Raw genomic sequence first — 23,145 nt, 5'->3', positions numbered from 1 at the left:
CAGGTGGTCCACTGTATTCGTCAGGCCCGGCAGCCCAACGGAGCAGCTTTGTAGGAATCCCCCTACACAAGAAGGCGGAGGCGCCTGATAGCTCATCCATATTCCCTGACAGAGAATAGCCCCATGCCCCGTAAGTCCCGCCGACGTTCGGCTGGTGATACGGATGTCAGGAGCGGCAAGGAGGTCGCGATCCGACGAGTGGGGCATCACTCACAGGATGTGTCAAAAGCCCCGGTTCTGCCGGGGCTTTTTCGTTGTCATGAGCAGCGCTGTCAGGCATATCTGTCAGCGGGACCATGCATGAGAGGGGGTGGCGGTGAGGCTATGGCTCGGTATTGGCAAGGCTGTCGTGGTCGGGGCCTTTTTCTGCCTCTGCGCCGTCATGTGGGGCAGGGTTGAGGGTGTTGGCTCGCCCTGGCTCGGACTCTTCGGCATGTTTTATTTCATGGGTACTGCCAAATCGGCGGAACCACAGCTCCTGTTTCGCATGCCGGGCGGCCTGAGGGCCGTCGATTTAAATGCCACCCGTGCAGGTACGCAGGATCGGTGGGGCATTCGACGTTTTGGCAGCTTTCTTCGGAACACGCCGTTTCGTTATCTCAACAACTCCGTTTATCTCACAGGCCGAGCACAGAACCTCCCCGAGCTGCTTCGAAAAGTGGAGTCCGCCGAAGCCATCCACTTCTGGGCCGCCGTGTTGTTTACGCCTTATATCGCCTACATCGCGTTTCGCGGTCTTTTTGCCGAGGCGTTGCTGTTCGTGCTGATCCAGGTGGCGTTCAACCTCTATCCCATCCTGCATCTTCGTCTCGTTCGCGCACGCTTGACTCGGCTTCTAGACTTTCGGAGAGATCAAGCCAGTGCCGTTGTGCAGTAAACGGTCGCTCTGCTGCAGCGAACGACATGGGTTGTTCCAGTCCGCATGCCTACACTCTTGTTCGAAGCACTGCGCAAGTGATGCCCGAACACGGAGGGGAACGTTATGCGCGGCATGTGTATCAAGCGTCGGAAATTCCCTTTCGCCACGGTGGCCGCGTTTGTTTTCATGGGCGGCAGCACCACGACGGCTTTCGCGCAAGGCTTAAAAAACATTCCGCTCACGGCCAGCCAAAACCCTTCGGGGGCCAACCTGCCCGCTTCGCAAGCAGTGTGGGCGGGAGACACGCTGTATGTGAGTGGCTGGCTGGATCCGGACCTGAAGACGCACACCGATACCGCGTCGCAGACCGCTGGCATTCTCAAAGACATTCAAACGTTCCTTAAGACACAGCACCTCACGTTGGGCGATGTGGCGATGGTGCGCGTGTATCTCGCGGCCGATCCAGCGAAAGGCGACCAGATGGACATCAGCGGATTCAGGGCTGGATATCGTCCGTTCTTCGGCACCAAGGAACAGCCCAACAAACCGGCATGCACCACCCTGGAAGTGGTTCTGCCCGCAGGTCGTCGTGGAGCCCTGGTGGAAATCGACGTCGTCGCCGTGCGGTCGAAGTAACAGTCCAATTTTTGCGCCACTCATGGACGGCAGGCGTCTGGGCTCGGTCAATCGCGCGCATAGTGACCCATGCATGACAGTGAACGCGCCGCGCGCATCCGCGCATGGCGCGAACTCCCGTCCGTTGCCTTTGAATCAGTAACGTCGATCCGCTCCCTGCGACAAGCAGTTTTTGCAGCAAGCGGCCGTCTTACTGCAGCAAACGACATGGGTTGTTCTCATGCGCACGCATACACTCGTGTCCACGACATCACGCAAGTTGATGCACATCTATGCCCGACTTATCTACGAAGCGTCGAAAACTCACCGTCGTCATGGCGGTTGCCGCAGTGCTTCAGGCGACGGCAGTTAGCGCTCAGCACGCTTCTGACAATCCTGTTGATGCTGCCGACGACGCGTATGGGCTGACACTCGGCCTGGAATCAGTAGGCCTGTATAGCCCAGGACTGGTGCGCGGCTTCAATCCGCAAGCCGCCGGCAATGTGCGGATCGATGGTCTCTACTTCGACCAGCAAGGCCCGCTGTCCAATCGTGTCGTCGAGGATTCGACCATCAAGGTCGGCGCGAGCGAAATCGGCTATGCCTTCCCCGCGCCTACCGGCATCGTGGATTACGACCTTCGCCGTGTCGGTGGCGACGTACCAGATGCGACAATCATTGCAAACGTCGGTCCGCATGAAGCGTGGGGCGTCAGTGTTGACGGCAGCGTGCCCTTGCTCGGCAAGGAACTCGTCCTGCCGGTCGGCGTAAGCACGCAACTGAGCATACAGACGACATCCTATGGGCCTTATCCCGGCTACACCTCGAAGGTGACAAGCATCGGCGCGACGCCCCAATGGACGCCGAACGACAAGATCACGGTGCGCGCGATCGTTGACTGGCAGCAAACGAATGCGGCCAAGACCTTTCCGTTGTTCTTGACGGCGGGCGATTTTCTGCCACCGCCGATGACCGGCGGCTACTTCGGGCAGAACTGGGCGGAAGGCCGCGACGTGACGATGAATCTCGGCGGCATCGTGTCTGCGCGTTTGAATAAGGCATGGCTGCTGAAGGCTGGTGTTTTTCGTTCGACCAACGACTATCCCATCAGCTTTGCGGATCTGTATACCGGCATTCAACCGAACGGCCGGGCCGAGCATGTGGTGGTGGGCTATCCCGATCAAAGCACGTCTTCCAACTCCGGCGAAGTGCGATTGACGGGCACCTTCACCAGCGGTGATTGGCTGCAGAAGCTGATCTTTACGCTTCGCGGGCGGGATACGAAGGCGCGTTACGGTGGCGAGGACGCTATCGACGAAGGCGCTGCCAACATCGGCACGCTGGTCCAGCTTCCGCAACCGGACTTTACGTACTCGGCGCGCACCAGCGATCGCACCGGATTATGGAGCGTGGGCTCGGCCTACCACGTGGATTGGCGGCAACGCGCCGAATTCGAATTGGGCGTGCAGGACGAAAATTACCGCGAAACGGTCGTCACGCCCGGCGCACCGGACTCCGACGTGTCGGCACATCTTCCTCGCGCTTACAGCAACGTAGCCTTTGCCCTCGCGCCGCAATGGACCGCCTATGCCGGCTATACGCAGGGGCTGGAGAATTCCGGTGCTGCGCCCAACTCCGCCAAGAACGGCGGCGCGGTGCTACCTGCATCCAAGACCTGGCAAATCGATACCGGCATACGTTATGTCGTGACGCCCAAGTTCAAGATCATCGCGGGTTTCTTCGAGCTGCAGAAGCCCTACTTCAATCTGGATACCAACAACATCGATCGGGAACTCGGCGCACAGCGAGCCAAAGGTGCCGAGCTTTCCATCGCGGGCGAACTGTTCGAGTACTTGCACGTGAATATCGGCGCACTCGATGGCAAGGTCAGTATTCAAGGCCCTAATCTGGCGGCCGAGAAAGTGGGTGTCGTCGCCATCGGCCAGCCGCTTTTGACCTATGTGGCCAATGCCAACTTGACGCTGCCGTGGTTGCCGGCTGCATCACTGGATGCGTCGGCCACACATTTTGGTACCGCGCCTGCCAGTGTCGACAACGGGGTTTATTCGCCCGCCGTCACACGCGTGGATCTTGGCGGCCGTTACAAATTCACCGCCTTCGGCAAGCCAAGCAGCCTGCGCGTGCAGATCCAGAATGTCTTGGCGACCAAGAAATGGTCGACCCAATACACGCCCGGTTTTTTCCAATGGCCCACCCCGCGGACTGTCTTCGCTTACCTCACCACCGACCTTTAGTGACGTTGCGTTCCCACCGCGCATGGCACCTGCCTTGCGTATTTCCGCTGAACCTAGCTAGGAGTTATTTATGAAAAACGTAAATTCTGTCGTGCTCGCCCTGTGCCTGGTGGTTAGTGCCGGTAGCGTCTTTGCACAGGAAAATCAGATGGGCCAGGATGCGAGGACCCATGATGAAACAACGCAGACGAACGATGGCATGAAGAAGAAGCCCATGCCGCACGATATGATGAAGATGGGCACGATGCACAAGGGCAAGATGATGAAAGGCGCAATGCCCAAGGGCAGCGACATGATGAAAGGCGACAAGGCAAGCCCGGCGGCGACGGGGGATGAGAGTTCGCAGCACTGAAGCACGTATCTCGACACTGGCCGTGTTGTACCCCCTCCCCTGCATGCAGGGGAGGGTCGGGGTGGGTGCGAGCGTAGCGAGTAGGCTCGGATGAAATCCCAGCATTTGCACGCCACCCGATGCCGGGATTTCATCCCAGCCTACCTAACGTCAGCGGCTGCCCGATAGCTCGCCAAGCCGCTCATGGATGCGCTTGCGATAGCGCCGGCTCAGCCGCAGCCGTTCCGTGGAATGCAACACGACTTCGTATTCGCCACCATCCTGCAATTCCAGCCCGCGTATCCGGTCGAGGTTCACGATGATCGAGCGATGGATGCGCGCAAAGGCCCGCTCATCCAGATCCTGCTCCAGCTCCTGCAGCGTGCGGCGCAGGATGTGGGTGTCCGCGCCGATATGGATGCAGGCGTAATAGCTGGCCGCTTCGATCCAATCGATGTCGGCAACGTCGAGGAATAAAGTCTGGTTACGGCTCTTGACCGCGATCCGGCTGATCGGCCGCCGTGGCTTCGGCGCATAGCGCGCTAGCTTTTCCTTGGCGCGTGCCAGCGAACGATGGAAACGCGCATCGTCGAAGGGCTTAAGAAGATAATCAAGCGCACCCGCCTCGAACGCGCGTAATGCGTAGGCGTCATAGGCCGTTACGAAGATCACGGTCTCTGGCATATCCGCACCAAGCAACTCAAGCACATCGAAGCCGTCGCATTCGGGCATTTGTACGTCAAGGAATACAAGGTCGGGCCTGGACCGCCTGATCTCCTTGATCGCATCCAGCCCCGACTCGCATTCAATCACCGATGCAATATCCGGATCGTTGCGCAACAGCAGCGTGAGGTTCCGCCGTGCCAAGGCCTCGTCGTCGACGATCAGCACACGGATCGACTGAGCATGTTCGTCTGCCGATGCCATTCACGCCTCCACGAACGGCAGTGTCACGACAACCTCCACGCCACCCGCGTCGAGAGGCCGTAACTGCAACGCGGATCGCTCGCCGTACAAGATATGCAAGCGCGTACGCAGGTTGCCAAGGCCGACACCGCAAGAGGTCGCTTCCATATCCTCTTGCACCCAAGGGCCATCGTTGTAGACCGTCAAGCGAAGCGTGCCGTCGGGGCGAGTACCTGCGACGCGGACGTCACCACCCGCGACACGCTTGGAAACGCCATGTTTGATGGCGTTCTCCACCAGCGGCTGCAGCAGGAGATTCGGAACCTGCGCATTCCCCAATTCGGCGGGGATATCCAGGCTCACCCGCAGGCGATCCCCGAATCGCATCTTCTGGATATCGATATAGCGTTGCAGGTACTCGACCTCCTCCGTCAGCGTGACCTGCGTGCGATGGGAATCTTCGGAGGCGCGGCGCATGAACTCGCTCAAGCCCACGATCATGCTGACCGCGGCGTCGTTGCGTTGATCGCGCACCAGGCCCACGATCGAATTGAGCGTGTTGAACATGAAATGGGGATCCATCTGGCGCCGCAGTGCCGCAAGTTGAGCTCGCGATAGTTCCTCATTGAGCCGCCCGGTCTCGGTCATCTGCCGCTCCATTTTCTCGCGCGAATCGATGCCGTAGGTGATGGTCAAGATCAGTACGTAGACGATCACGAACGTCAGGATCTGGTCAGTGAGCGTGGTATACCAGGTGTATAGAAAAGTGGACGGCGGCGTGTGATGCCATGGGTTGAAAACGACCCGCAGCAAGGCTGCCCACGACTCCGCCACCGCACTGATGAGGACAAAGGCTGCCAGATGCATGCCTGCCGTTTTCAACCACGCACCGCGGCCGATCGGATGCCTTCGCGCCAGTTCGATGATGAATGGCGTCGCCAGCACCCATGGCAGCCAAGAAATGAACGCGATACCGAACGGCGCAAGCCATGATCGATGCCCGACCATCGCGTGCATGATGAGAATGGTCTGGCTGGCGTCAAACAGTGCACCAGCGCACCAGATCGCCACGATCCAAGTCCAGCGGGTAAAGCGCGTGTCCGGGCGGGCGTCGGTCATGACCGTCACGCTACACCAAAGTCGTTGCGAAAATCCGGCGCTGCAGCGAATGGCCGTTCCGGTGCAGCGAGTCGCCAGGCTCGGCGGGAAAGCGGCCTGCGCCTTGCCAGGGACTAAGCGGAAATCGGCACGTTGTGAGGCAGGACTCCGTAACGCGATGCGTCGACGTAGAGTGTTCCATCCTCGCGTACGACCACCGGCAGCGGATCGGACAGTTCGCCCACGAATGCACCCTGCTCTTCATGCTTGAGAAAGGCCATGAAATACAGCGAGCCGTCTTGCGCGGGCAGCACGCGCCCGGCATAGAGTTTCCCTAGCGGGTCGCCCACCAGAAAGTCGCCGGGGATCAAATGCCATTCGCCCAGCGGATGATCGGCCATCAGGTAATGCGTGCCGGTCATCGGTTGCGACATGGCCGCGCTTGCGTAATCGCCATCGATCAGATTCGCGGCGGTACAAAACAGGCAGTACCAGCGGCCTTGCCATTGGAAAATCTGCGGCACTTCCAGATGCCCGAACACGCGCGAACGAAACAGCGGCGGTTGCAGCGTCCATTGGTGCAAGTCATTGGATGTGGCATGGCCGATGACGCCGCGGCCGATGCTCGGGCCATTCGGCTCCCGCGCGGTGAACACCATATGCCAGCCATCGCCATCGGGGCCGGGAAATACCCATGGATCGCGGCAGGCCTGCTCGTACCACACGCTCTTGTCGAGCGTTTCGTAAAGCGTGCTGTCAGGCAGCTGCACGATCGGATTGCCGGCGGCGCGTTCCCAACGATACAGATCCGGCGAAGTGGCCAGGCCAATGCGCTGGATCAATCCTTCATCTGCGCGGCTGGTGCCGGTGTAGAACATCAGCCAGTGTCCTTGCGGCGCTCGCATGACCGCGCCGGTCCAGGTGGTGTAGTCATCCCACGCAGGCGATGCTGCCGGGCGCAACGCCTCTTCCACTTCCACCCAGTTCATCAGGTCATTGGAGACGGCATGCCCGATCGAGACATGCCAGTGGCGCTTATTGGGATCGCCCAGCGACTTGGGTGCTTGCAGGAAAAACAGATGCGTACACCCACCCTCCTGCGCAAACCAGAAATCCCAGACCCAACGATCATCGAGGCGAAAAGCCATGCGTTATCAGCTCAGTAGGCACGCGGAAATGCGCGGGCGGCAAATATTACCTTTTATGTGAATTAATTCTACCGCCTTGATGGGAAAAGCCACCGGCGACGCGCCACCCACGCCAAGCAATGACGCTCATATGGCCGAAAAATCCAGGTCATATTGAGCATATAAGCCAGTCAAAACGGGACTTTTTTGCCCTGTCAAAGATATGACACATAATGAGTGATATTGTTCGCCCCGCCTGGCGTCAGCGATACCTGCCTACCTGAGCCAACCCTCGGAAAAGCGGCCAAGCTGACGCCATTCACCCTCCCCTTGACGGAGGGCGGCATTGCCTCGGTACACGACAACCATGCTCAGCAAATACCACCAGCCACTCAGCCATCTTGATCAAAAGTTCGACGCGCACGGCAATGTGTTGCGCTTTCCCGGCAACACCGTGATCTGCCACGTGCCGCTGTTCACCCCGCTGTCGAATGCACTCACCGCCGTGCGCGATCAGATCAAGGCTGGGCCGTACGCTGACGCGTTCGCCATATTGCCGCCAGAGAGCTACCACATGACGGTGTTCGAGGGCGTCACCGAGAAAGAACGCACGCGCGACCGCTGGCCGGCGGAACTGCCGCTCAACGTGACGCTGGCCGAATGCACGCGCCAGATGGCGAACAAGCTGCGGATTTTCGACCTGGGTTGCGACTTGCCATTGCGCATGAAACTCGCCAAGCCCGACGAGCAGTTGAAGATCGGCGCCATGTCGCTGATGCCGGCCAATGCGGAAGAAGCGCATAAGCTGCGCGACCTGCGTGATCGCCTTGCCGCGCAACTGGGGTTTCGCGCTCCCTGGCACGACAGCTACGTGTTCCATATGACGCATTCCTACCTGATCAAAGGAATGAATCTGGAAACGGTGAAACGAATCCTGGCGTTCCACAGCAAGCTTTACACCGAGCTGGTGTCGCCGATGGGCATCATCACGCTCGGCGCGCCGGAGTTCTGCACGTTCATCGACATGCAGGCGTTCGACAATCTGTTCTTTCTTCGCCGGCAGGAACGCGCCGCATGACGTGGCGTGCCGCCCGCCTGTGGCTTGCCTGTGCGCTATCGGCATATGCCGTTGCGGCGCCGGCTGCCGTCCGCGCGGCGGATATTGAATTCTGGTACGCGCATGGCGGCCTCTATGCGCAGGCCATCGATGAACTATGTACAGGCTTCAATAAAGCCTACCCGCAGGATCACGTACGCTGCCTGCCACAAGGCACCTACGAGCAAACCATGCGCAAGGCCGTCGCGGCCTATCGCGCCGGTCAGCCACCCGCGGTGGTGGAGATTTACGACATCGGCACCGCCGACATGATGCGCAGCGGCGCCATCTATCCAGTGGACGCGCTGATGAAGGACACCGGCCATTCCCGCGATGATGCCGATTACCTGGACAGCATCCGCCGCTTCTACGCCACACCGGATGGACGCCTGCTCTCGCAGCCGTTTGGTACGTCCACCCTGGTGCTGTATGCCAATCGGCAAAAGCTCGCCGCGGCCGGCATACACGAACTGCCGCAGACGTGGGAAGCATTCGGCCAGGCGCTGCAAGCGCTCAAGGCGCACGGCGAAACCTGCCCCGCCGTGGCCGACTACACGCCATGGAAAATGCTGGAGCAGATCAATGCCGTGCAAGGTGCGCCGATCGCCAGCGCCAACAATGGACACGATGGCCTGGCGGCGCGTTACGACTTTGCCGATGGCATCCATCGGCGCTTCATGCGCGACGTGCTGCGTTGGCATGCGCAAGGCCTCCTGCTGCCCGCCATCCTGACGCATGCCAACGATCAAACGCTGGCCTTTGCCGACGGCGAATGCGCCATGGTGATCGATGCCACCGGCGCCTATGCCATCGTGGCCAAGGCCGGCATCGTCGATGCCGACGTCGGCCCGTTGCCGGTGTATGCCGCTACCACGCGCTACGGCAATACGGTGGGCGGTTCGTCGCTGTGGGTATTCAAGGGCGAGAAGCCCGTGGTTTATCCCGTGGTGGCACGCTTCCTCGCCTACTTGCGCGAACCGCAACAGCAGCTGTTTTTCTCGGCGCGCACGGGCTATCTCCCGCTGACGCACGAGGCCGAACAACAGCTCGCCGGCTCGCCTGCCACCGAACCGGACGCGATTCGCGTGGGACTGGCTTCGATGGCGCTGCCCGGCAACCCCTACAACGCTGGCGTGCGGCTCGGTTTCATGTCGCTGTTCCGCCTGATCTGGCAAGAAGAAGTGCAGCGCGCCCTGGCCGGCCGTGAAAGCATGGACGCTGCGCTTAGAAACGCGCAGGCGCGCGGCAATCGTTTGCTGGAACGTTTCCAGGCCACGTACAGCGAATCAAAGGAAGGCTCGCCATGAAAACGAGCGCGCGCTTCCATGGCCGCTGGACACCGTTTGCGCTGGGCTTGCCGCAACTGCTGTTGATCGTGCTGTTCTTCTACTGGCCTACGCTCAAGGGACTGTGGTGGTCGTTTCACTTGGTGTGCCCGTTCGGCCATTGCTCCCGCTTCGTCGGCGTGGGCAACTATCTGCGTGAACTGAAAGATGCCAGCTTCTACGCGTCGCTCTTCACCACGGCGGTGTTTTCGCTGCTCGGCGTGGGCGTATCCGTGACCATCGCGCTGGCGCTGGCCTGGATGGTGGAATTGCACCACCGCAGCGGCAAGCTGTTTCGCTATCTGCTGATCTGGCCGTATGCAGTAGCCGGCTCCGTGCTCGGCGTGATCCTGCGCGTGGCATCCAGCCCCAGCATCGGCCTGATGGGTTATCTCAATACGGTGTGGCCGGGTTTCTGGCAGCCGCACTTGAACGGCGCGCAGGCGATGGCGACGGTAGTATTCGCTTTCGCGTGGACGCAGATTCCGTTCGACTTCATCGTGCTGGTGGCGGCGTTGCGCTCGATTCCCGCCGATTACATGGCCGCAGCCGCGATCGATGGCGCTGGCCCACTGCGCCGCTTTATCGACATCCAGATTCCGATGATCCGGCCGCAACTGTTCTTCGTGGCAACGATGAACTTGATCGATTCCATCACCAATAGTTTTGCCATCGTCGACACCATGACGCAGGGCGGTCCCGGCGGCGCCACCGACATTCTGGCGTACAAGATTTATCGCGATGGTTTTATCGGGCTGGATCTATCGGGCTCATCGGCACTGTCGATGCTGTTGATGTTGCTGGTATTGGCTGCCAGCGCGGTGCAGTTCGCGGTGTTTGAACGCCAGGCGAAACGGGAGGCTTAGAGCCTCGGTACGGTCTCGGCGTGGCCCGCGCCGGATCTGTTTGCTTGTCGGGCAAGGAGGAACGAAGGCGTGTATGTCGATACACCACTGAGTGAGGACGCAGTCCGGCGAGCAAACAGCTTCGGCCCGGAGGGTTGTCACGGTGCGTCCACCATGCGGCAGCGCGCAGCTTGGCTTGCCAGCCAGGCAGGCAAGCGCTGCGCCGCGCACTACCACCTGGCGAACGCTCCGTGACAACGCGGGCTACGCCGAGATCGTACCGAGGCTCTAGCATGGTCGAACGCCATCCGCTGCTGAAAACAACCACGCTGGTGATGCTGGTGCTGGGCCTGGTGTTCGCACTAGGACCAATTTATCTCGCCTTGTGCTCTGCCTCGGTCACGAGCCGGCAGATCCTGCTGCACGGCTTGGCGCTGCTGCCTGGCCCGCATCTTTGGGAAAACCTCGGCAGCGTGCTGCATCGCGCGGATATCGGCCACATGCTGCTCAACAGCTGCGTGGTATCGCTGATCGTGGTGGCGGGCAAACTGGCGCTGGCCTCCACCAGTGCGTTCGCCGCGGTGTATTTCCGCTCGCGCATTCGCCACCTGGTGTTCTGGGGCACTTTCGTCACGCTGCTGCTGCCGCTGGAAGTGCGTATCGTGCCGACGTACGCGGTAGCTTCCGATCTGTTCGAACCACTGCACACGCTTCTGCTTGCTATCACCGGCTTGCAGTTGGACGTGTCGCTCAACCTGCTGGATAGCTACGCCGGCCTGTCGCTGCCGTTGATGGCGTCGGCCACCGGCACGTTCTTGTTCCGCCAGTTCTATCTCACCGTGCCGGCGGAACTCGCTGAGGCAGCACGCATGGATGGCGCCGGCCCGCTGCGTTTCTTCATCGACATCTTGCTGCCTTTGTCGAAAGCGAATTTCGCGGCACTGGGCACCATCGTTTTTCTTACGACCTGGAAGGACTATATGTGGCCTCTCGTCGCCACCAGCCGACCCGAGATGCGCACCATCGCGCTCGGCATCTCCACCTTCCTGCCCACCGAAACCGGCCAGCCGCCGGAATGGAATCTGGTGATGGCAGCCGCGCTGATCGCGTTGGCGCCACCGCTGGTGGTGATCGGTCTGACGCAACGCTGGTTCGTGCGCGGCATCACAGGGGTAGGCAAATGAGCGCCACGGCGATACAGGTACGCGGCTTGTCCAAGCGCTTCGGCCAGCGCACCGTCATGGATCGGCTCGACATCGACTTTGCCGCCGGCGAGTTCACCGTGGTGCTGGGCCCATCCGGTTGCGGCAAATCCACACTGCTGCGTGTGATCGCTGGCTTGGAAGAAGCCGAGCAAGGCACGGTAAGCATTGGTGGCGCCGACGTGACACGCACGCCGCCGCAAAACCGCGGCTGCGCCATGGTGTTTCAGAACTACGCGTTGTATCCGCACATGAGCGTGCGCGACAACATCGGCTATGCGCTCAAACTGGCTGGCCTCGCGCGCGCGGAACGCGACCGCCGCATCGGCGAAGCCGCGGAGCTATTGGGATTGCGCGACTTGCTCGAGCGCAAGCCGGCGCAGCTGTCCGGCGGCCAGCGCCAACGCGTGGCGATCGGCCGCGCCATTGCACGCCGCCAGCGCGTGCTGCTGTTCGACGAACCGCTGTCGAACCTCGACGCCAAGCTGCGCCATGACATGCGCATGGAACTGCGCCGGCTGCACAGCGAGATCGGCGCCACCACCATTTTCGTCACGCATGATCAGGTCGAAGCGATGACGCTGGCCGATCGCGTGGTGTTGTTGAACCAGGGCCGCGTCGAACAGGCCGATACGCCGATGGCGCTTTATCACCAGCCGCGCAGCACGTTCGTGGCGGGCTTTATCGGCACGCCGCCGATGAACGTGCTGACGGCGGTGCATGTGGGTGAAGAGGTGGCGATCGACGGTAGCGGCAGCTTGCGCGCGACTACGCGTGCAGACCAGCCGACTGCGCTCAAGCTGGGCATTCGCCCGGAAGCGATCGAGCTTGGTGCGGTGAATGGCATCGCTGCCGAGGTGGAGGCGGTGGAAGATCTTGGCAGTCATCGGGTGGTGTATACGCGCATGGGGCAGCAACGGGTGCTGGCTATCGATCATGGGCGGCGTGCGTGGATGCCGAAGGAGGCGGTATGCCTGGGCTTTCCTTTGCAAGCCATCTGCTGGTTCGACGCTGCCCGTGGCGAACGGATCGATTCCATGTTTGAGGATGCACAGGCGTGAATACATCTATACGTGCCCATGTAAGCATGCGTTCCCTCACAACCGTCATTCCCGCTTTCGCGGGAATGACGGCCTCCTGGCCAGCTCGTAGATCGTGGCGCAAACCCAAGCTGCATCGATACGGCATGATTGACGATCGCCAGGGCCAATCGTCACGGAGCGCGTCGGGTTCATGAGCACCAAGAAAAAACCAAGCAAAGCAGCACCGAAACGCACCCAGCCAAGACGCGCCGGCAGCCTGGCGCTGTCTGCCAGCGAGCGCTTGATCCTCAACATCGTGCGCCGCAACGGTTCGATCGCCCGCTCGGCCATCGTGGCGGAAACCGATCTTGCCCAGCAGTCGGTGCATCGGCTGGTGGAGCAACTCATCGAGCGCGACTTGTTGCGTGCCGGCGAGGTCATCCGCAACGGACGCGGACAGCCCAGTCCGCGCATCGAACTGGTGCGCGAAACGGTGTACACCGCCGGCATCTCCATCAATACCGATTCCATCACGCTGTGCCTGGCCGATCTCGGCTGCAACGTGCTGGAAGAAGTGCACATCCGCACCGCGCCCTTGCATCGCAAGGCTTCGCTCACCGCGATAAAGGATGCGCTTGAACGCGTTCTCGCTCGCAACGGCGTCACCTACGATCGCCTGCTTGGTATCGGCGTGGCCATTGCAGGCTTCTTCGTCGCAGGCCGCAGCCAGGTCAACGCACCCGAACCGCTGCAGGATTGGTCGCTGATCGATCTGGTACCGATGCTGGAAGAAACCTTCCAGTTGCCGGTGTGGCTGGAAAACGACGCCACCACCGCCGCGATCGGCGAAAGCCTGCTTGGCGCGGGCTTGTGGGCGCAGAACTTCGCGTACCTCGCCTTCAACTATGGTTTTGGTGCGGGTGTCGTGCTGCAGGGCAAGCCCTTGTTTGGCACGCACGGCAACGCCGGTGAACTCACCTTGTTCACCCCGGAAGAAGCCAAGCATCGCCCGACGCTGTGCTCGCTGATGGACGAACTGCGCACGCATGGCATCCACGTCGATTCGGTGGAGGATCTGCGCCAGCGCTTCGATCCCACCTGGCCGGGTGTCGCGCCATGGATTGAACGCACGCTGCCGGCGTTGAACCGTACCGTCAACGCCTTTGCCGGCCTGTTCGATCCGGAAGCGATCGTGTTCGGCGGACAACTGCCGCTGGCGCTTGGCCGCATGCTGATCGATCGCGTGCGTTTTCTGGATATTCATCGTTACGGCACGGGTCCGGATCGGCCCGCGCTGGTATTGGCCGAAACCAACGGCGACGCCTCGGCGATCGGCGCCGCCCTGGTGCCTCTGAAGGAGCGATTGTTTGAATAAACCGCCCGCACCTTAAGCACACGCGGCGTTGGCGGTGACTCAGGAAAGCGGCCAAGTCACCGGACAACACCCAGACAGGGACATCCCATCGTTGCTTGAACGTCGACGCGTTGCGCCGATGCGGGCGTCTGCGTGCCCCGCTTGACCCATGCCCTTCCCCACTAGCCCAACGAACCACTCGCGAATAGAAGGAACCGTTACCGTGAAGCACTCGTTCAAACGCAAACGCAGTACGCAGTTGATTGGCCACGCCCTGGCAACCGTCGCAGCCGGCTTGGCGATGTCCACCCTCGCGCAGGCGCAATCCACCGTTACCGTCAATCCGACGACGGGCACCGGAACGATCGTCAGTTCGCCGGGCTACTACAACCTGACCGATCCCGACCTGACGGGCGCCTTGATCAAACTGTTGCAGTTCCGCATGAAGGGCGGTGCGGCGGAGCTTTCCGACTACGACACGCAGCCGATCATCATTGCCGCGCACCGTGGCGTGGTGGATTCATCGCATCCTGAAAACACCAAGGAAGCCACCGTCAACACCATGAACGCGGGCGTCGAGAGCGTGGAGCTCGATGTTTACGAAACCAGCGACCTGGTGCCTTACCTGATGCACGACCAGACGCTCAAGCGCATGCTCCATCGCCCGGAGTACGCCGACATTTACCGTTGGAAACGGGAAAGCAACGTTGCATCGGTGAAAACGCCCACCTGGAGCGACATCAGCAATACGCCGATCTGCGCGGGCAATGATGGGTACGGCGACACGGTCAACTACCCTTCCTGCAACAGCTTCAATGTCTATCCGGCCTCGCTCGACGACACGATGCAGGAACTGTTCAACGACAGTTACCAGGGCCTGGTTTTTCTGGATCTGAGAGAAACCAACAACGTTCGCGACGTCGCCGCCATGCTCGCCAACAAAATGATCATCGGCGATAACTACGGCAAATGGGTTGCCGGGCACGTCGTGCTGAAATTCCAGACGGTTCTGTTCAACGGGCCGGAAGATTTCTATCAAGCCACCGCCAACTTCTATCAGACCACCTACGGCGGATCGCTGACCGAATCGGAACTCGCCCAGCTGTACATCATGCCGGTGTACACCTCCAACGGCGTGGCCAACAAGGAAAGCGCCGGCAATGCGAATTACGCCACGAACGATTACTCGTCCTGGATCAACTGGGTCGATGGCAACAACAACGTGCTGTCGCCGGAGGCCAGCCTTAAAGCATTCAAGGCCAGCTTGAACGACAACGACGATATGTATACCGGCCTGTGGCAGGCCGGCCGAAACATCGGCGCCTATATTCCCGAGCAGCTTTGCACGGTGTCCCAGCCGAGCGCCAGCAATGCCAATCTCGCCGGCTCCATGGGCACGTATTGGGAAGGTGGCATCTGCGGCCCGCTGTCGCCGCCCATGAATCCCAATGAATGCGGTTCGGCCAGCACCACGCAGTTCTCGCGTGATGGCGAAGGCTGCACCGATCATCGCCCCTTCCGCCAGTTCTGGCACGACGAGGCACGCTTCGGTTTCATCATCACCGACTTGCCGACGCAAACCATTCAGTACCTGATGCAATTCAGCGGCCAGCGTCCCGGCACCAACACGTGCCCGGCGGCCAATCCGCTTTGCAACGCCGTGATTCACTCCTCGGGCCCCGCGCTGGTGGTGGCTGCCGACGGCAGCGGCAGCTACAAGACCATCAACGCCGCACTCGCCGCCGTGCCTGCCACGGGAGCGGAAATCCTGATTCGTCCAGGCACCTACCATGAAAAGGTCAACATCACGCAGGCCAATGTCGAGCTGATCGGCACCGGCAAGGATGCTTCGCAAGTGTTGATCATCAACGACGACTACGCCGCCAGGACCGATGCCACCGGCAAGCAACTGGGCACCGGCGGCAGCTACACGGTGAAAGTAAGCGGCGACAATTTCTACGCCGCCAACCTCACCATCCAGAACAACGCGGATTACGAAGCACCCAACTTCCAGAACAACAACCAGGCCGTGGCGTTGTTCTCGGTGGGCGACCGCGCCGTGTTCCGCGCCGTGCGCGTGCTGGGCGGCCAGGACTCGCTCTATCTGGGCAACGACAAGCGCGCGTACTTCAACAACAGTTATGTCGAAGGCTACGTGGACTACATCTTCGGCAACGGCAAGGCGGTGTTCGATAACTGCATCATCAAGACCAAGGTGCATGGCGACCTCACCCAGGAAGCCACCATCACCGCACAAAACCGCGCCAGCGCCACCGAAGACAGCGGCTTCGTGATCAGCAATTCGCAGCTGCTGTTCGACAGCCCGTACATGAGCAACGTGTGGCTGGGCCGCCCGTGGGGTGCGTATGCCACCACGTATTTCATCAACACCAAGATGGGGCCCGAGGTGGTGCCGCAAGGCTGGATCGAATTCATCCCGCTGCCGCTCTCGCAAGGCGGCACCAACAACCTGCCCACCTCCACCTATCGCGAGTACGACTCGTATTATCCGAACGCCAGCGGCAACTGGGCACCGTTCGATCTGAGCCAGCGCGAAAGCACCTCGCCGAGCAGCAATGTGTCGCTCACTGCGGCGCAGGCCGATGCATTGGCGCCGAATACTTATCTGGCAGGCAGCGACAACTGGCAGCCGACCACGGTGGTGGTATCCGGCGACAACTCGAACCAGACCCTGCCATTGCCGACGCCTGCCGCAGGCGTACCGTCAGCACCGGTCATCACTGCCACGGTAGCGGGCAACGGCAACGTACAGGTGACCTGGGCGGGGCAGCCGGCCAATCCGGTGGAACAGGGTTACACGATCAGCGCCACGCAGAACGGCAAGACCTTTGGCCCGGTCTCCTTGCCGCCCAGCGCATCCAGCGGCTACATCGCCGGTCTCGCCAATGGCGTACCGGCAACCGTGACCGTGCGTGAGTTCAATGCACAGGGCTCCAGCGCGCCGTCGGTGTCCACGTCGGTGACGCCGGTGTCGCACGATCCGAGTGCGCCAAGCAACGTGCAAGTGAGCACTGCTTCCACCAGTGCAATCGTCACCTTCACCATTGCCGACCAAGGTATCCAACCGGTATTCGGCGGCACTGTCGCACACGCCGGCGTGTACACCGCGCTCTACGCCAGCCAGGCCGATGCGTACGCAGGCAAAGCTCTGGCAGGTACCAGCAACGGCTTCACCACCAATAGCTGGACCTTCAACAACCTGCAGCGCAATACCACCTACTGGGTCTCGTTGAAGGCCTACAACGGCTACTACAGCCCAACTGTCATCACCTCCTTTACGACCAAACCGTAATCAGCGAAGGCCCCTCCTCCCACGGGGAGGGGCCTTGTTCGCCTCGCACACTCACTCTGGGGAAATTTCCATGACACGGCGTACTGCCCCGTCACTGCTTCCACGCACTTTGCTAGCTGCGTCGATCCTTGCCACCGTTGGCCCGGTTTTCGCGCAGGACAACGTTTCGACACCCACCACCTCGCCGACGACAGACCACGTCAAAGCGACATCGCGCGCGCAATCGGATGCTGGCGCCGCTGCCAAGAGCCTTGACCAAGTCGTCGTCACGGGCAATGCCTCCATCACTGGCGTCAGGAAACTCGATGCCAGCTACTCCATCACCACGTTGAGCGCGGACCGGATCACGCAGGCCAACACCACCAGTGCGAACGACCTGCTCAAGGCATCGCCCGGTGTGCACGTCGAATCGTCCGGCGGACAGACCGGCGCGAATATCGAAGTGGCGGGTTTTCCGGGCAGCGGCCAATCGCCCTACGTCACGCTCGGTTTGCAGGGCGTGCCGTTCTATCCGATGTCGGGATTGGCCTATCTGGAACAGGCTTCGCTGCTGCGTCTGGACGACACGATCGAGCGCGCGGAATTGGTGCAAGGCGGTCCGGCCGTGCTGTATGGCTCGGCGCAACCCGGCCTGTTCGGCAACTTCATGCTCAAGCAAGGTACCGATGTCACCTCCGGCGATGTCGGCATGACCATCGGCTCGGAAGGCCTTGTTCGGCTGGATGGCTTTGTCGGTTTTCCGCTCAGCAAGGACAGCAAGTGGTACGGCAGCATCGGTGGTTTCTATCGTCAATCGTCCGGTGTGCGCAATCCGGAATATCTCGCCGATGACGGCGGCCAGGTCACCGCCACGTTGACGCGAGATTGGGACAGCGGCTCGTTGATGTTCTTCGCGCGCTATATCAACGACAAGAACCAGTTCGTCACGGACACGCCGATTCTCAACCCCAGCCGCGGACAGTTCGCCAACTATCCCGGTTTCAGCCCGTTGACCGGCACCATGGGCAGTCGCGCCGATCAGTATGAATTTCTGCAGACCACGCCTTGTTTTACCAAAGACTGCACATCGGGCGGCATCGCCGTGAACATGGCCCATGGCCGTGGACCGGACGCTTACCTGACCGGCGCCAATTTCGACTGGGATTTCGGCAACGGCTGGACGATCTCGGACAAGCTGGGCGTCAACGGCGGCACCGAAAGCATGGTCGCGTTCTACAGCACCGGCACCAACCCGCTGCCGCTTTCCACGTTTATCGCCAACGCGGAATCCGCCAACCATTTGCCGGCGGGATTGACGGCCAACGCGACCTATACCACGGGTGGCCAGGCGTCGATGAGCCAGAAGGTCGTCACGCAGGAGCTGCGCTACGTGCAGCAGAAGTTCCATGCCGTCAGCAACGAGTTTCACGTCAACAAGGAGCTGTTCGAAGGCAACACCTTGACGCTTGGCAATTACACCGTCGGCTATAACTCGGATGAATTGGCCATCCAGGGCAGCGACATTCTGCTGCAAGCGAAGAACAACCCAACGCCGATCGCCGTCTCGCTGAGTAACGGCACGCAGACGTGGCAAGTGGCGAGCCCGCAGGGCTTCACCACCGGTCCGACCACCGCGCAGCATGTCGAGGGTACGGGATTGAACACTGCGTTTTTCCTGAGCGACAGCTGGAAAATCGACAACTGGCTGTTCGATGCGGGCATCCGCGACGAGTATCAGCATTTGCACGCCTCGCTCGGCAACGTCGCGACGGGTGACATGGATGCCAACGCCTCGACGCTGTACAACAACAAGTCCCGCTACCTGGTTCCCGGCAGCACCGCGATTCACTACGGCAAAACCGCACCATCGTGGACGCTCGGCGCCAACTACGCCTTCGATGCACACATGAGCGCTTATGCGCGGTTGAGCGATGGCGTGCATTTTCCGTCGTTCACCGACCTGGCCACGCTACCGAACACGCCGGTCGAAAAGATGCACAACATGGAGATCGGCTTCAAATACGAAGCGAACTGGATCTACGCCGACATCTCGGCTTATCGGCGTCTCTTCAGCGGCGTACCATCCAGCCTGCTCGTGGCGGTCGGCAATACTACGGAGACGGTTTCCTATCTGTACGGCTCGCAATCCAAGGGCGTGAACTTCAACATCACGACCAAGCCGATCGAACACCTGTCGATCAACCTGTCCGGCAATTACCAGGATTCGCAGTACACCCACAGCAATGGTTGCTACACCTACCAGGGTGAAACGACCCAGGTGGTGTGCAGCAAGTCGAACCAGTTCAATGGCTACCAGTTGGCCCGCCAGCCCACCTTCCAGGCACGCCTGACGCCGTCTTATGAAATCCCGACCAGCTGGGGTTCGTTGACCGCATGGGTGACCTACGAATACATCGGTAGCCACTACAGCGACCAACAGGAACTGCAACCGCTTGGGCATTACTACGACCTGGCCTTTGGCGTGGCCGCCAACGTCGGCAAGGAGTGGGCGTTCACCGTGCAAGGCACGAACGTCACTAACCAGATCGGTTTGACCGAAGGAAACGCACGCATCCTCGGTGCTGCCACTACCGGTGGCGTGATCCTGGCGCGTTCGATTGAAGGGCGTGAGGTGAATTTTCAGGCCAAGTACAAGTTCTGACGCTACGGGAATCTCGGGTGATTTATTGGCTGGCCTGTCACCAACGAATCACCCGGCTCCCCGTGTCGCAAAAGCAACTGTCGCTTACGCCAAGGCTGTAAAAGCCTGCACATCTTGTTCACCGGATTTGAGCCGATCGTTGCCACTATCGGCTCATCACATCCCGTCAACGCCGACTGCTGATCAATGTCTTACGTTCGGCTTGGCTAGATCGATGGCAATGCGATGGCTGTATCGACATCGACCGTTTTAAAAAAGCGCATTCGTGCGCGAGGCCTGGTGTACGTCAGCGACCGGGAACCGGGTATTCGGCGCGTTCGCTGCGGCAAAGGTTTTGCGTACCGCCACCGCACCGGTCGTGCGGTGACCGATCAGCGGATTCTGCAGCGCATTCGCAGTTTGGCGATACCGCCGGCTTATAAAGATGTGTGGATTTGCGTGGATCCGCACGGACATCTGCAAGCCACCGGACGCGATGATCGCGGCCGCAAGCAATACCGCTATCACCCGGGTTGGCGGCAATTTCGCGATGCGGGCAAATTTGCCAATCTGGTCGCGTTTGGCCTGGCGCTGCCGTCCATTCGCCGCAAGGTACGCAACGACTTGGCGCTGCCGGGACTTTGCCAGGCGAAGGTGGTGGCGACGATCGTCGCGCTGCTGGACAAAACCCTGATCCGCGTAGGCAACGAAAACTACGTGCGCGAGAACGGCAGCTACGGCTTGACGACCTTGCGTTCCCGGCATCTCAAGCACGAGCGCGGCCGGTTGCGTTTTGTGTTCAAGGGCAAGAGCGGTGTCGAGCGCGACGTGGAACTGGATGACAAGCGTCTTGCCAGGATCATCCGCAGCATCCACAAGCTGCCGGGACAAAAGCTTTTCCAGTACCTGGATGACGATGGCGTTCGCCGCCCGGTGGATTCCACGGAAGTGAATCAATACTTGCGGGAAGCTGCAGGCTCTACCGATGAAGCATGCTTTACGGCGAAGACCTTTCGCACCTGGGGCGCGACGCTGCTAGCTGCGAAGTTACTGGCCAAACGTCCGTTGCCGGAAACAGGTGGACTGCGTGCGCGTACGCGCGTGGTCACCAGTGTGATCAAGGAGGTTGCCGACACCATGGGCAATACGCCCGCCGTGTGCCGTTCTTCCTATATCGACCCGCAGATAATCACCGATTGGTTCGATGGCCGTCTCACCGCGCAAGCCTTTGCAAGCTTGCGTGGTGATAGACAGGAGCGTGCTCTCGTGCGTTATCTCGAAAAGCGCCATCGTGCAGGGGCGTAACGCATCAGTGATGCATGTCCACCGGCGATCCGTCGGACCAGGTCGGCGCGCCCACCAGGAACACGAGAATCGGCGGCAATCCGTTCGCCTGGCTGACTGCCTGGGGCGTGATGAACCAATACGGGCTGGACATTACCGGCGAGCCCTCTGCGCCGGAACCCCAATCCTTGCCGTCCTTGACCAAGGTGTCGAACATGAGATGCGGCATGTTGTGCATCCCTTCCTCGGTGAGATACGACGATTTCGACATCATGTAATCCATCGCGCCGTTTTCGAGCGCCGGCAATTGTTTATGCGCATAGGCATCTTTGACCGCCGCCAGCATCTCCGCCTTGGAACGCCCCGCCATCGCCAGCTTGGCGCGAAGATAAAAGATCGGAACGATCGAACGCGCAGCTTGCGGATTCAGGCAATCGGCGGCGCGTATTTTCGGGTTCCAGAATTCGGGCCAGTCGAAGGGTCCCGTCCAGCTTCTGCCCACGACGCATACGAATCCGTTCTTGCCTTCGACCGCCTTTTCGTAGCCCTTGCGCCCCAGCACTAATACCGTCGCATCACGCGAGATGGATGCGGGCGCCGCGCTGCGTGCCAACGCAATCTCCGCATTCCGATCCGGCATCAGGTATTGATCGACCGGAGCCATTTTGGGATAGGGGTTTGCCGCGTCTTGCGCCATCGCATGATGAATCACCCCGAGCCCGATAAGCAGGACGGAGCATTTCATCAGGAACGCGCCCATCGTGTTGTTGTGCATGGCTGCTCAATCCTCTGCAGGGGCTGGATTGAAGAAAATCTCCCGCACTTCGACCACTCCTGGCAGCGCTTTGGCGCCTTTGCGCACCCACGCCAACACCTCCTCCAGGTTGTCGGTTTCCAGTATCGAAAGACCGCCGACGTACTCTTTGGCCTCGATATACGGCCCATCGGTGACGATGACTTCGCCACCGGCTTGCGACGTCACGGTCACTGCCTTCGGGCTCAGGCCACATGCAAACTTCCTGACACCCGCGGCGATCATTTCCCGGTTGAGCGCGTGGATGGCTTCGATGGTCTCTTCGGTGACCTGCGACGGGTCGAAGTCCGCGGGAATATAGGTGGAAATCAGGTACTGCGGCATGGTCGTCTCCTGATAGGGGGCATCCATCGGGCTGGCTGCCCGATCTTCACTATGGTGACGAACGGCGAAGGCGGATTTCGACAGGCTGCCCGAAAATTTTTTGTTCTTTTGTCCAAAGGACCTATCACGACTGGCCCGATAGGTTCAGTCGACCAGCTCGATATCCAGGCCGTAAAGCAAGCCGATGGCCTCCGAGCGAGTGAATTTTGCGCCCTTGATGAGGTTGTCGCGGATATCCAATGCGTAGCCCGTGGCCTCGCTGAAATCCGCGTTCGCCAGCTTGGTCCTGCCGAACATGGTTTCCGTAAAAACGGAATAAATAAAACTTGCCTTGGTGAAGTCGGCCTCTCGAAAGTCCGCACCGACGACGCGGCACTCTTCCATGATCAATTCGGGAAGCGAGACGCCGAAGAAATTGCAGTAATCCAAAAGAGACTTTCTGAAAGCCAATTTTCCTGGCGCGGCGTAGCGCGGCCAGTCGGCGCGGGTCCAATCCACGCCCAATAACTTGCATTCCTCGAACACGACGCCGCTGAATTTTGTGCCGGTAAGCTTGGCGTTGCTCGCATCGCAAGCTCGAAACTCGCAATCCACGAACTTGCATTGCTTTAGCGTGGCTTCGTTGAACGAGCATTGGGTGAAAGAGCAGCTTTCGAAAGATTTTGCTTCCAGCAGGGTGTCGGCCAGATCCAGGTCTGCGAAGTTTTCTTCGAAGAATTCGTTGCGTTTCAGGATTTGCTCGTTCATGTTTTTTT

General features: G+C 60.3%; 19 protein-coding genes. 13 read left to right on the top strand and 6 right to left on the bottom strand.

The features are described 5' to 3' along the window. Positions 1–316: 316 nt before the first annotated feature. The 4 genes from VJR68_RS00770 (at position 317) to VJR68_RS00755 (ending at position 4,081) form a co-directional block, all read left to right on the top strand. Positions 317–877 carry a hypothetical protein gene (locus VJR68_RS00770; protein WP_324145637.1) on the top strand — a complete coding sequence of 187 codons (561 nt, stop codon included), beginning with the start codon at positions 317–319 and terminating at the stop codon, positions 875–877. 105 nt (positions 878–982) lie between these two features. Continuing rightward, on the top strand, positions 983–1,495 hold the full coding sequence (locus VJR68_RS00765; protein ID WP_324145636.1) for a Rid family hydrolase: 513 nt from the start codon (positions 983–985) through the stop codon (positions 1,493–1,495). A 272-nt stretch (positions 1,496–1,767) separates the two neighbouring features. Beyond that, positions 1,768–3,729 (top strand): hypothetical protein, encoded by a 1,962-nt coding sequence (locus VJR68_RS00760; RefSeq protein ID WP_324145635.1) that lies wholly within the window; start codon positions 1,768–1,770, stop codon positions 3,727–3,729. Positions 3,730–3,799: 70 nt separating this feature from the next. Continuing rightward, a complete protein-coding gene (locus VJR68_RS00755; protein ID WP_324145634.1) occupies positions 3,800–4,081 on the top strand; it encodes a hypothetical protein in 282 nt (93 codons plus the stop codon). Between the two features lie 150 nt (positions 4,082–4,231). On the opposite strand, the gene VJR68_RS00750 is transcribed toward VJR68_RS00755, so the two are convergent. From VJR68_RS00750 to VJR68_RS00740, 3 genes are all read right to left on the bottom strand, one after another. Then, positions 4,232–4,987, bottom strand: a complete 756-nt coding sequence (locus VJR68_RS00750; RefSeq protein WP_324145633.1) for a LytR/AlgR family response regulator transcription factor — start codon at positions 4,985–4,987, stop codon at positions 4,232–4,234. Beyond that, positions 4,988–6,085, bottom strand: coding sequence for a sensor histidine kinase (locus VJR68_RS00745; protein ID WP_324145632.1), 1,098 nt, complete (start codon positions 6,083–6,085; stop codon positions 4,988–4,990). Positions 6,086–6,198: 113 nt separating this feature from the next. After that, the gene (locus tag VJR68_RS00740) at positions 6,199–7,212 is read right to left on the bottom strand and encodes a hypothetical protein (protein WP_324145631.1); all 1,014 of its coding nucleotides are present in this window, start codon (positions 7,210–7,212) and stop codon (positions 6,199–6,201) included. Positions 7,213–7,558: 346 nt separating this feature from the next. Here VJR68_RS00740 and VJR68_RS00735 point away from each other — a divergent pair, with 346 nt between their 5' ends. The 9 genes from VJR68_RS00735 (at position 7,559) to VJR68_RS00695 (ending at position 21,273) form a co-directional block, all read left to right on the top strand. Beyond that, on the top strand, positions 7,559–8,269 hold the full coding sequence (locus VJR68_RS00735; protein WP_324145630.1) for a DUF1868 domain-containing protein: 711 nt from the start codon (positions 7,559–7,561) through the stop codon (positions 8,267–8,269). Then, positions 8,266–9,594, top strand: coding sequence for an extracellular solute-binding protein (locus VJR68_RS00730; protein WP_324145629.1), 1,329 nt, complete (start codon positions 8,266–8,268; stop codon positions 9,592–9,594). Before VJR68_RS00735 ends, VJR68_RS00730 begins: the two co-directional genes overlap by 4 nt. After that, positions 9,591–10,478, top strand: coding sequence for a sugar ABC transporter permease (locus tag VJR68_RS00725; protein ID WP_324145628.1), 888 nt, complete (start codon positions 9,591–9,593; stop codon positions 10,476–10,478). The genes VJR68_RS00730 and VJR68_RS00725 overlap by 4 nt, the downstream gene beginning before the upstream one ends. Positions 10,479–10,750: 272 nt before the next feature. Continuing rightward, on the top strand, positions 10,751–11,641 hold the full coding sequence (locus VJR68_RS00720) for an ABC transporter permease subunit (protein WP_324145627.1): 891 nt from the start codon (positions 10,751–10,753) through the stop codon (positions 11,639–11,641). Then, positions 11,638–12,720: an ABC transporter ATP-binding protein gene (locus VJR68_RS00715; protein ID WP_324145626.1), complete on the top strand. Its 1,083-nt coding sequence runs from the start codon at positions 11,638–11,640 to the stop codon at positions 12,718–12,720. Before VJR68_RS00720 ends, VJR68_RS00715 begins: the two co-directional genes overlap by 4 nt. A 172-nt stretch (positions 12,721–12,892) precedes the next feature. After that, the gene (locus tag VJR68_RS00710) at positions 12,893–14,056 is read left to right on the top strand and encodes an ROK family transcriptional regulator (protein ID WP_324145625.1); all 1,164 of its coding nucleotides are present in this window, start codon (positions 12,893–12,895) and stop codon (positions 14,054–14,056) included. 202 nt (positions 14,057–14,258) lie between these two features. Continuing rightward, entirely contained in the window at positions 14,259–17,348 is a 3,090-nt protein-coding gene (locus VJR68_RS00705) for a pectinesterase family protein (protein WP_324145624.1), read from the top strand. Between the two features lie 70 nt (positions 17,349–17,418). After that, the gene (locus VJR68_RS00700; protein ID WP_324145623.1) at positions 17,419–19,989 is read left to right on the top strand and encodes a TonB-dependent receptor; all 2,571 of its coding nucleotides are present in this window, start codon (positions 17,419–17,421) and stop codon (positions 19,987–19,989) included. Between the two features lie 225 nt (positions 19,990–20,214). Next, positions 20,215–21,273: a DNA topoisomerase IB gene (locus tag VJR68_RS00695; RefSeq protein ID WP_324145622.1), complete on the top strand. Its 1,059-nt coding sequence runs from the start codon at positions 20,215–20,217 to the stop codon at positions 21,271–21,273. A 4-nt stretch (positions 21,274–21,277) separates the two neighbouring features. Here VJR68_RS00695 and VJR68_RS00690 read toward each other — a convergent pair whose 3' ends face one another. From VJR68_RS00690 to VJR68_RS00680, 3 genes are all read right to left on the bottom strand, one after another. Then, positions 21,278–22,012, bottom strand: a complete 735-nt coding sequence (locus VJR68_RS00690; RefSeq protein ID WP_324145621.1) for a hypothetical protein — start codon at positions 22,010–22,012, stop codon at positions 21,278–21,280. Between the two features lie 21 nt (positions 22,013–22,033). After that, the gene (locus VJR68_RS00685; RefSeq protein WP_324145620.1) at positions 22,034–22,390 is read right to left on the bottom strand and encodes a YciI family protein; all 357 of its coding nucleotides are present in this window, start codon (positions 22,388–22,390) and stop codon (positions 22,034–22,036) included. A 144-nt stretch (positions 22,391–22,534) separates the two neighbouring features. Next, positions 22,535–23,145 (bottom strand): pentapeptide repeat-containing protein (locus VJR68_RS00680; RefSeq protein WP_324145619.1); only part of this gene is annotated, 611 nt, incomplete at its 5' end.

This window comes from Dyella sp. (assembly GCF_035277725.1).
In the GTDB taxonomy this organism is placed as follows: domain Bacteria; phylum Pseudomonadota; class Gammaproteobacteria; order Xanthomonadales; family Rhodanobacteraceae; genus Dyella_B.
This window is presented reverse-complemented; position numbering and strand designations above follow the sequence as displayed.

Excerpts from the sequence above, each read along its gene's own strand:
- VJR68_RS00765 (WP_324145636.1), top strand. The coding sequence starts at position 983 with ATGCGCGGCATGTGTATCAAGCGTCGGAAATTCCCTTTCGCCACGGTG.
- VJR68_RS00760 (WP_324145635.1), top strand. The coding sequence starts at position 1,768 with ATGCCCGACTTATCTACGAAGCGTCGAAAACTCACCGTCGTCATGGCG.
- VJR68_RS00755 (WP_324145634.1), top strand. The coding sequence starts at position 3,800 with ATGAAAAACGTAAATTCTGTCGTGCTCGCCCTGTGCCTGGTGGTTAGT.
- VJR68_RS00750 (WP_324145633.1), bottom strand. The coding sequence starts at position 4,987 with ATGGCATCGGCAGACGAACATGCTCAGTCGATCCGTGTGCTGATCGTC.
- VJR68_RS00745 (WP_324145632.1), bottom strand. The coding sequence starts at position 6,085 with ATGACCGACGCCCGCCCGGACACGCGCTTTACCCGCTGGACTTGGATC.
- VJR68_RS00740 (WP_324145631.1), bottom strand. The coding sequence starts at position 7,212 with ATGGCTTTTCGCCTCGATGATCGTTGGGTCTGGGATTTCTGGTTTGCG.
- VJR68_RS00735 (WP_324145630.1), top strand. The coding sequence starts at position 7,559 with ATGCTCAGCAAATACCACCAGCCACTCAGCCATCTTGATCAAAAGTTC.
- VJR68_RS00730 (WP_324145629.1), top strand. The coding sequence starts at position 8,266 with ATGACGTGGCGTGCCGCCCGCCTGTGGCTTGCCTGTGCGCTATCGGCA.
- VJR68_RS00725 (WP_324145628.1), top strand. The coding sequence starts at position 9,591 with ATGAAAACGAGCGCGCGCTTCCATGGCCGCTGGACACCGTTTGCGCTG.
- VJR68_RS00720 (WP_324145627.1), top strand. The coding sequence starts at position 10,751 with ATGGTCGAACGCCATCCGCTGCTGAAAACAACCACGCTGGTGATGCTG.
- VJR68_RS00715 (WP_324145626.1), top strand. The coding sequence starts at position 11,638 with ATGAGCGCCACGGCGATACAGGTACGCGGCTTGTCCAAGCGCTTCGGC.
- VJR68_RS00710 (WP_324145625.1), top strand. The coding sequence starts at position 12,893 with ATGAGCACCAAGAAAAAACCAAGCAAAGCAGCACCGAAACGCACCCAG.
- VJR68_RS00700 (WP_324145623.1), top strand. The coding sequence starts at position 17,419 with ATGACACGGCGTACTGCCCCGTCACTGCTTCCACGCACTTTGCTAGCT.
- VJR68_RS00695 (WP_324145622.1), top strand. The coding sequence starts at position 20,215 with ATGGCTGTATCGACATCGACCGTTTTAAAAAAGCGCATTCGTGCGCGA.
- VJR68_RS00690 (WP_324145621.1), bottom strand. The coding sequence starts at position 22,012 with ATGGGCGCGTTCCTGATGAAATGCTCCGTCCTGCTTATCGGGCTCGGG.
- VJR68_RS00685 (WP_324145620.1), bottom strand. The coding sequence starts at position 22,390 with ATGCCGCAGTACCTGATTTCCACCTATATTCCCGCGGACTTCGACCCG.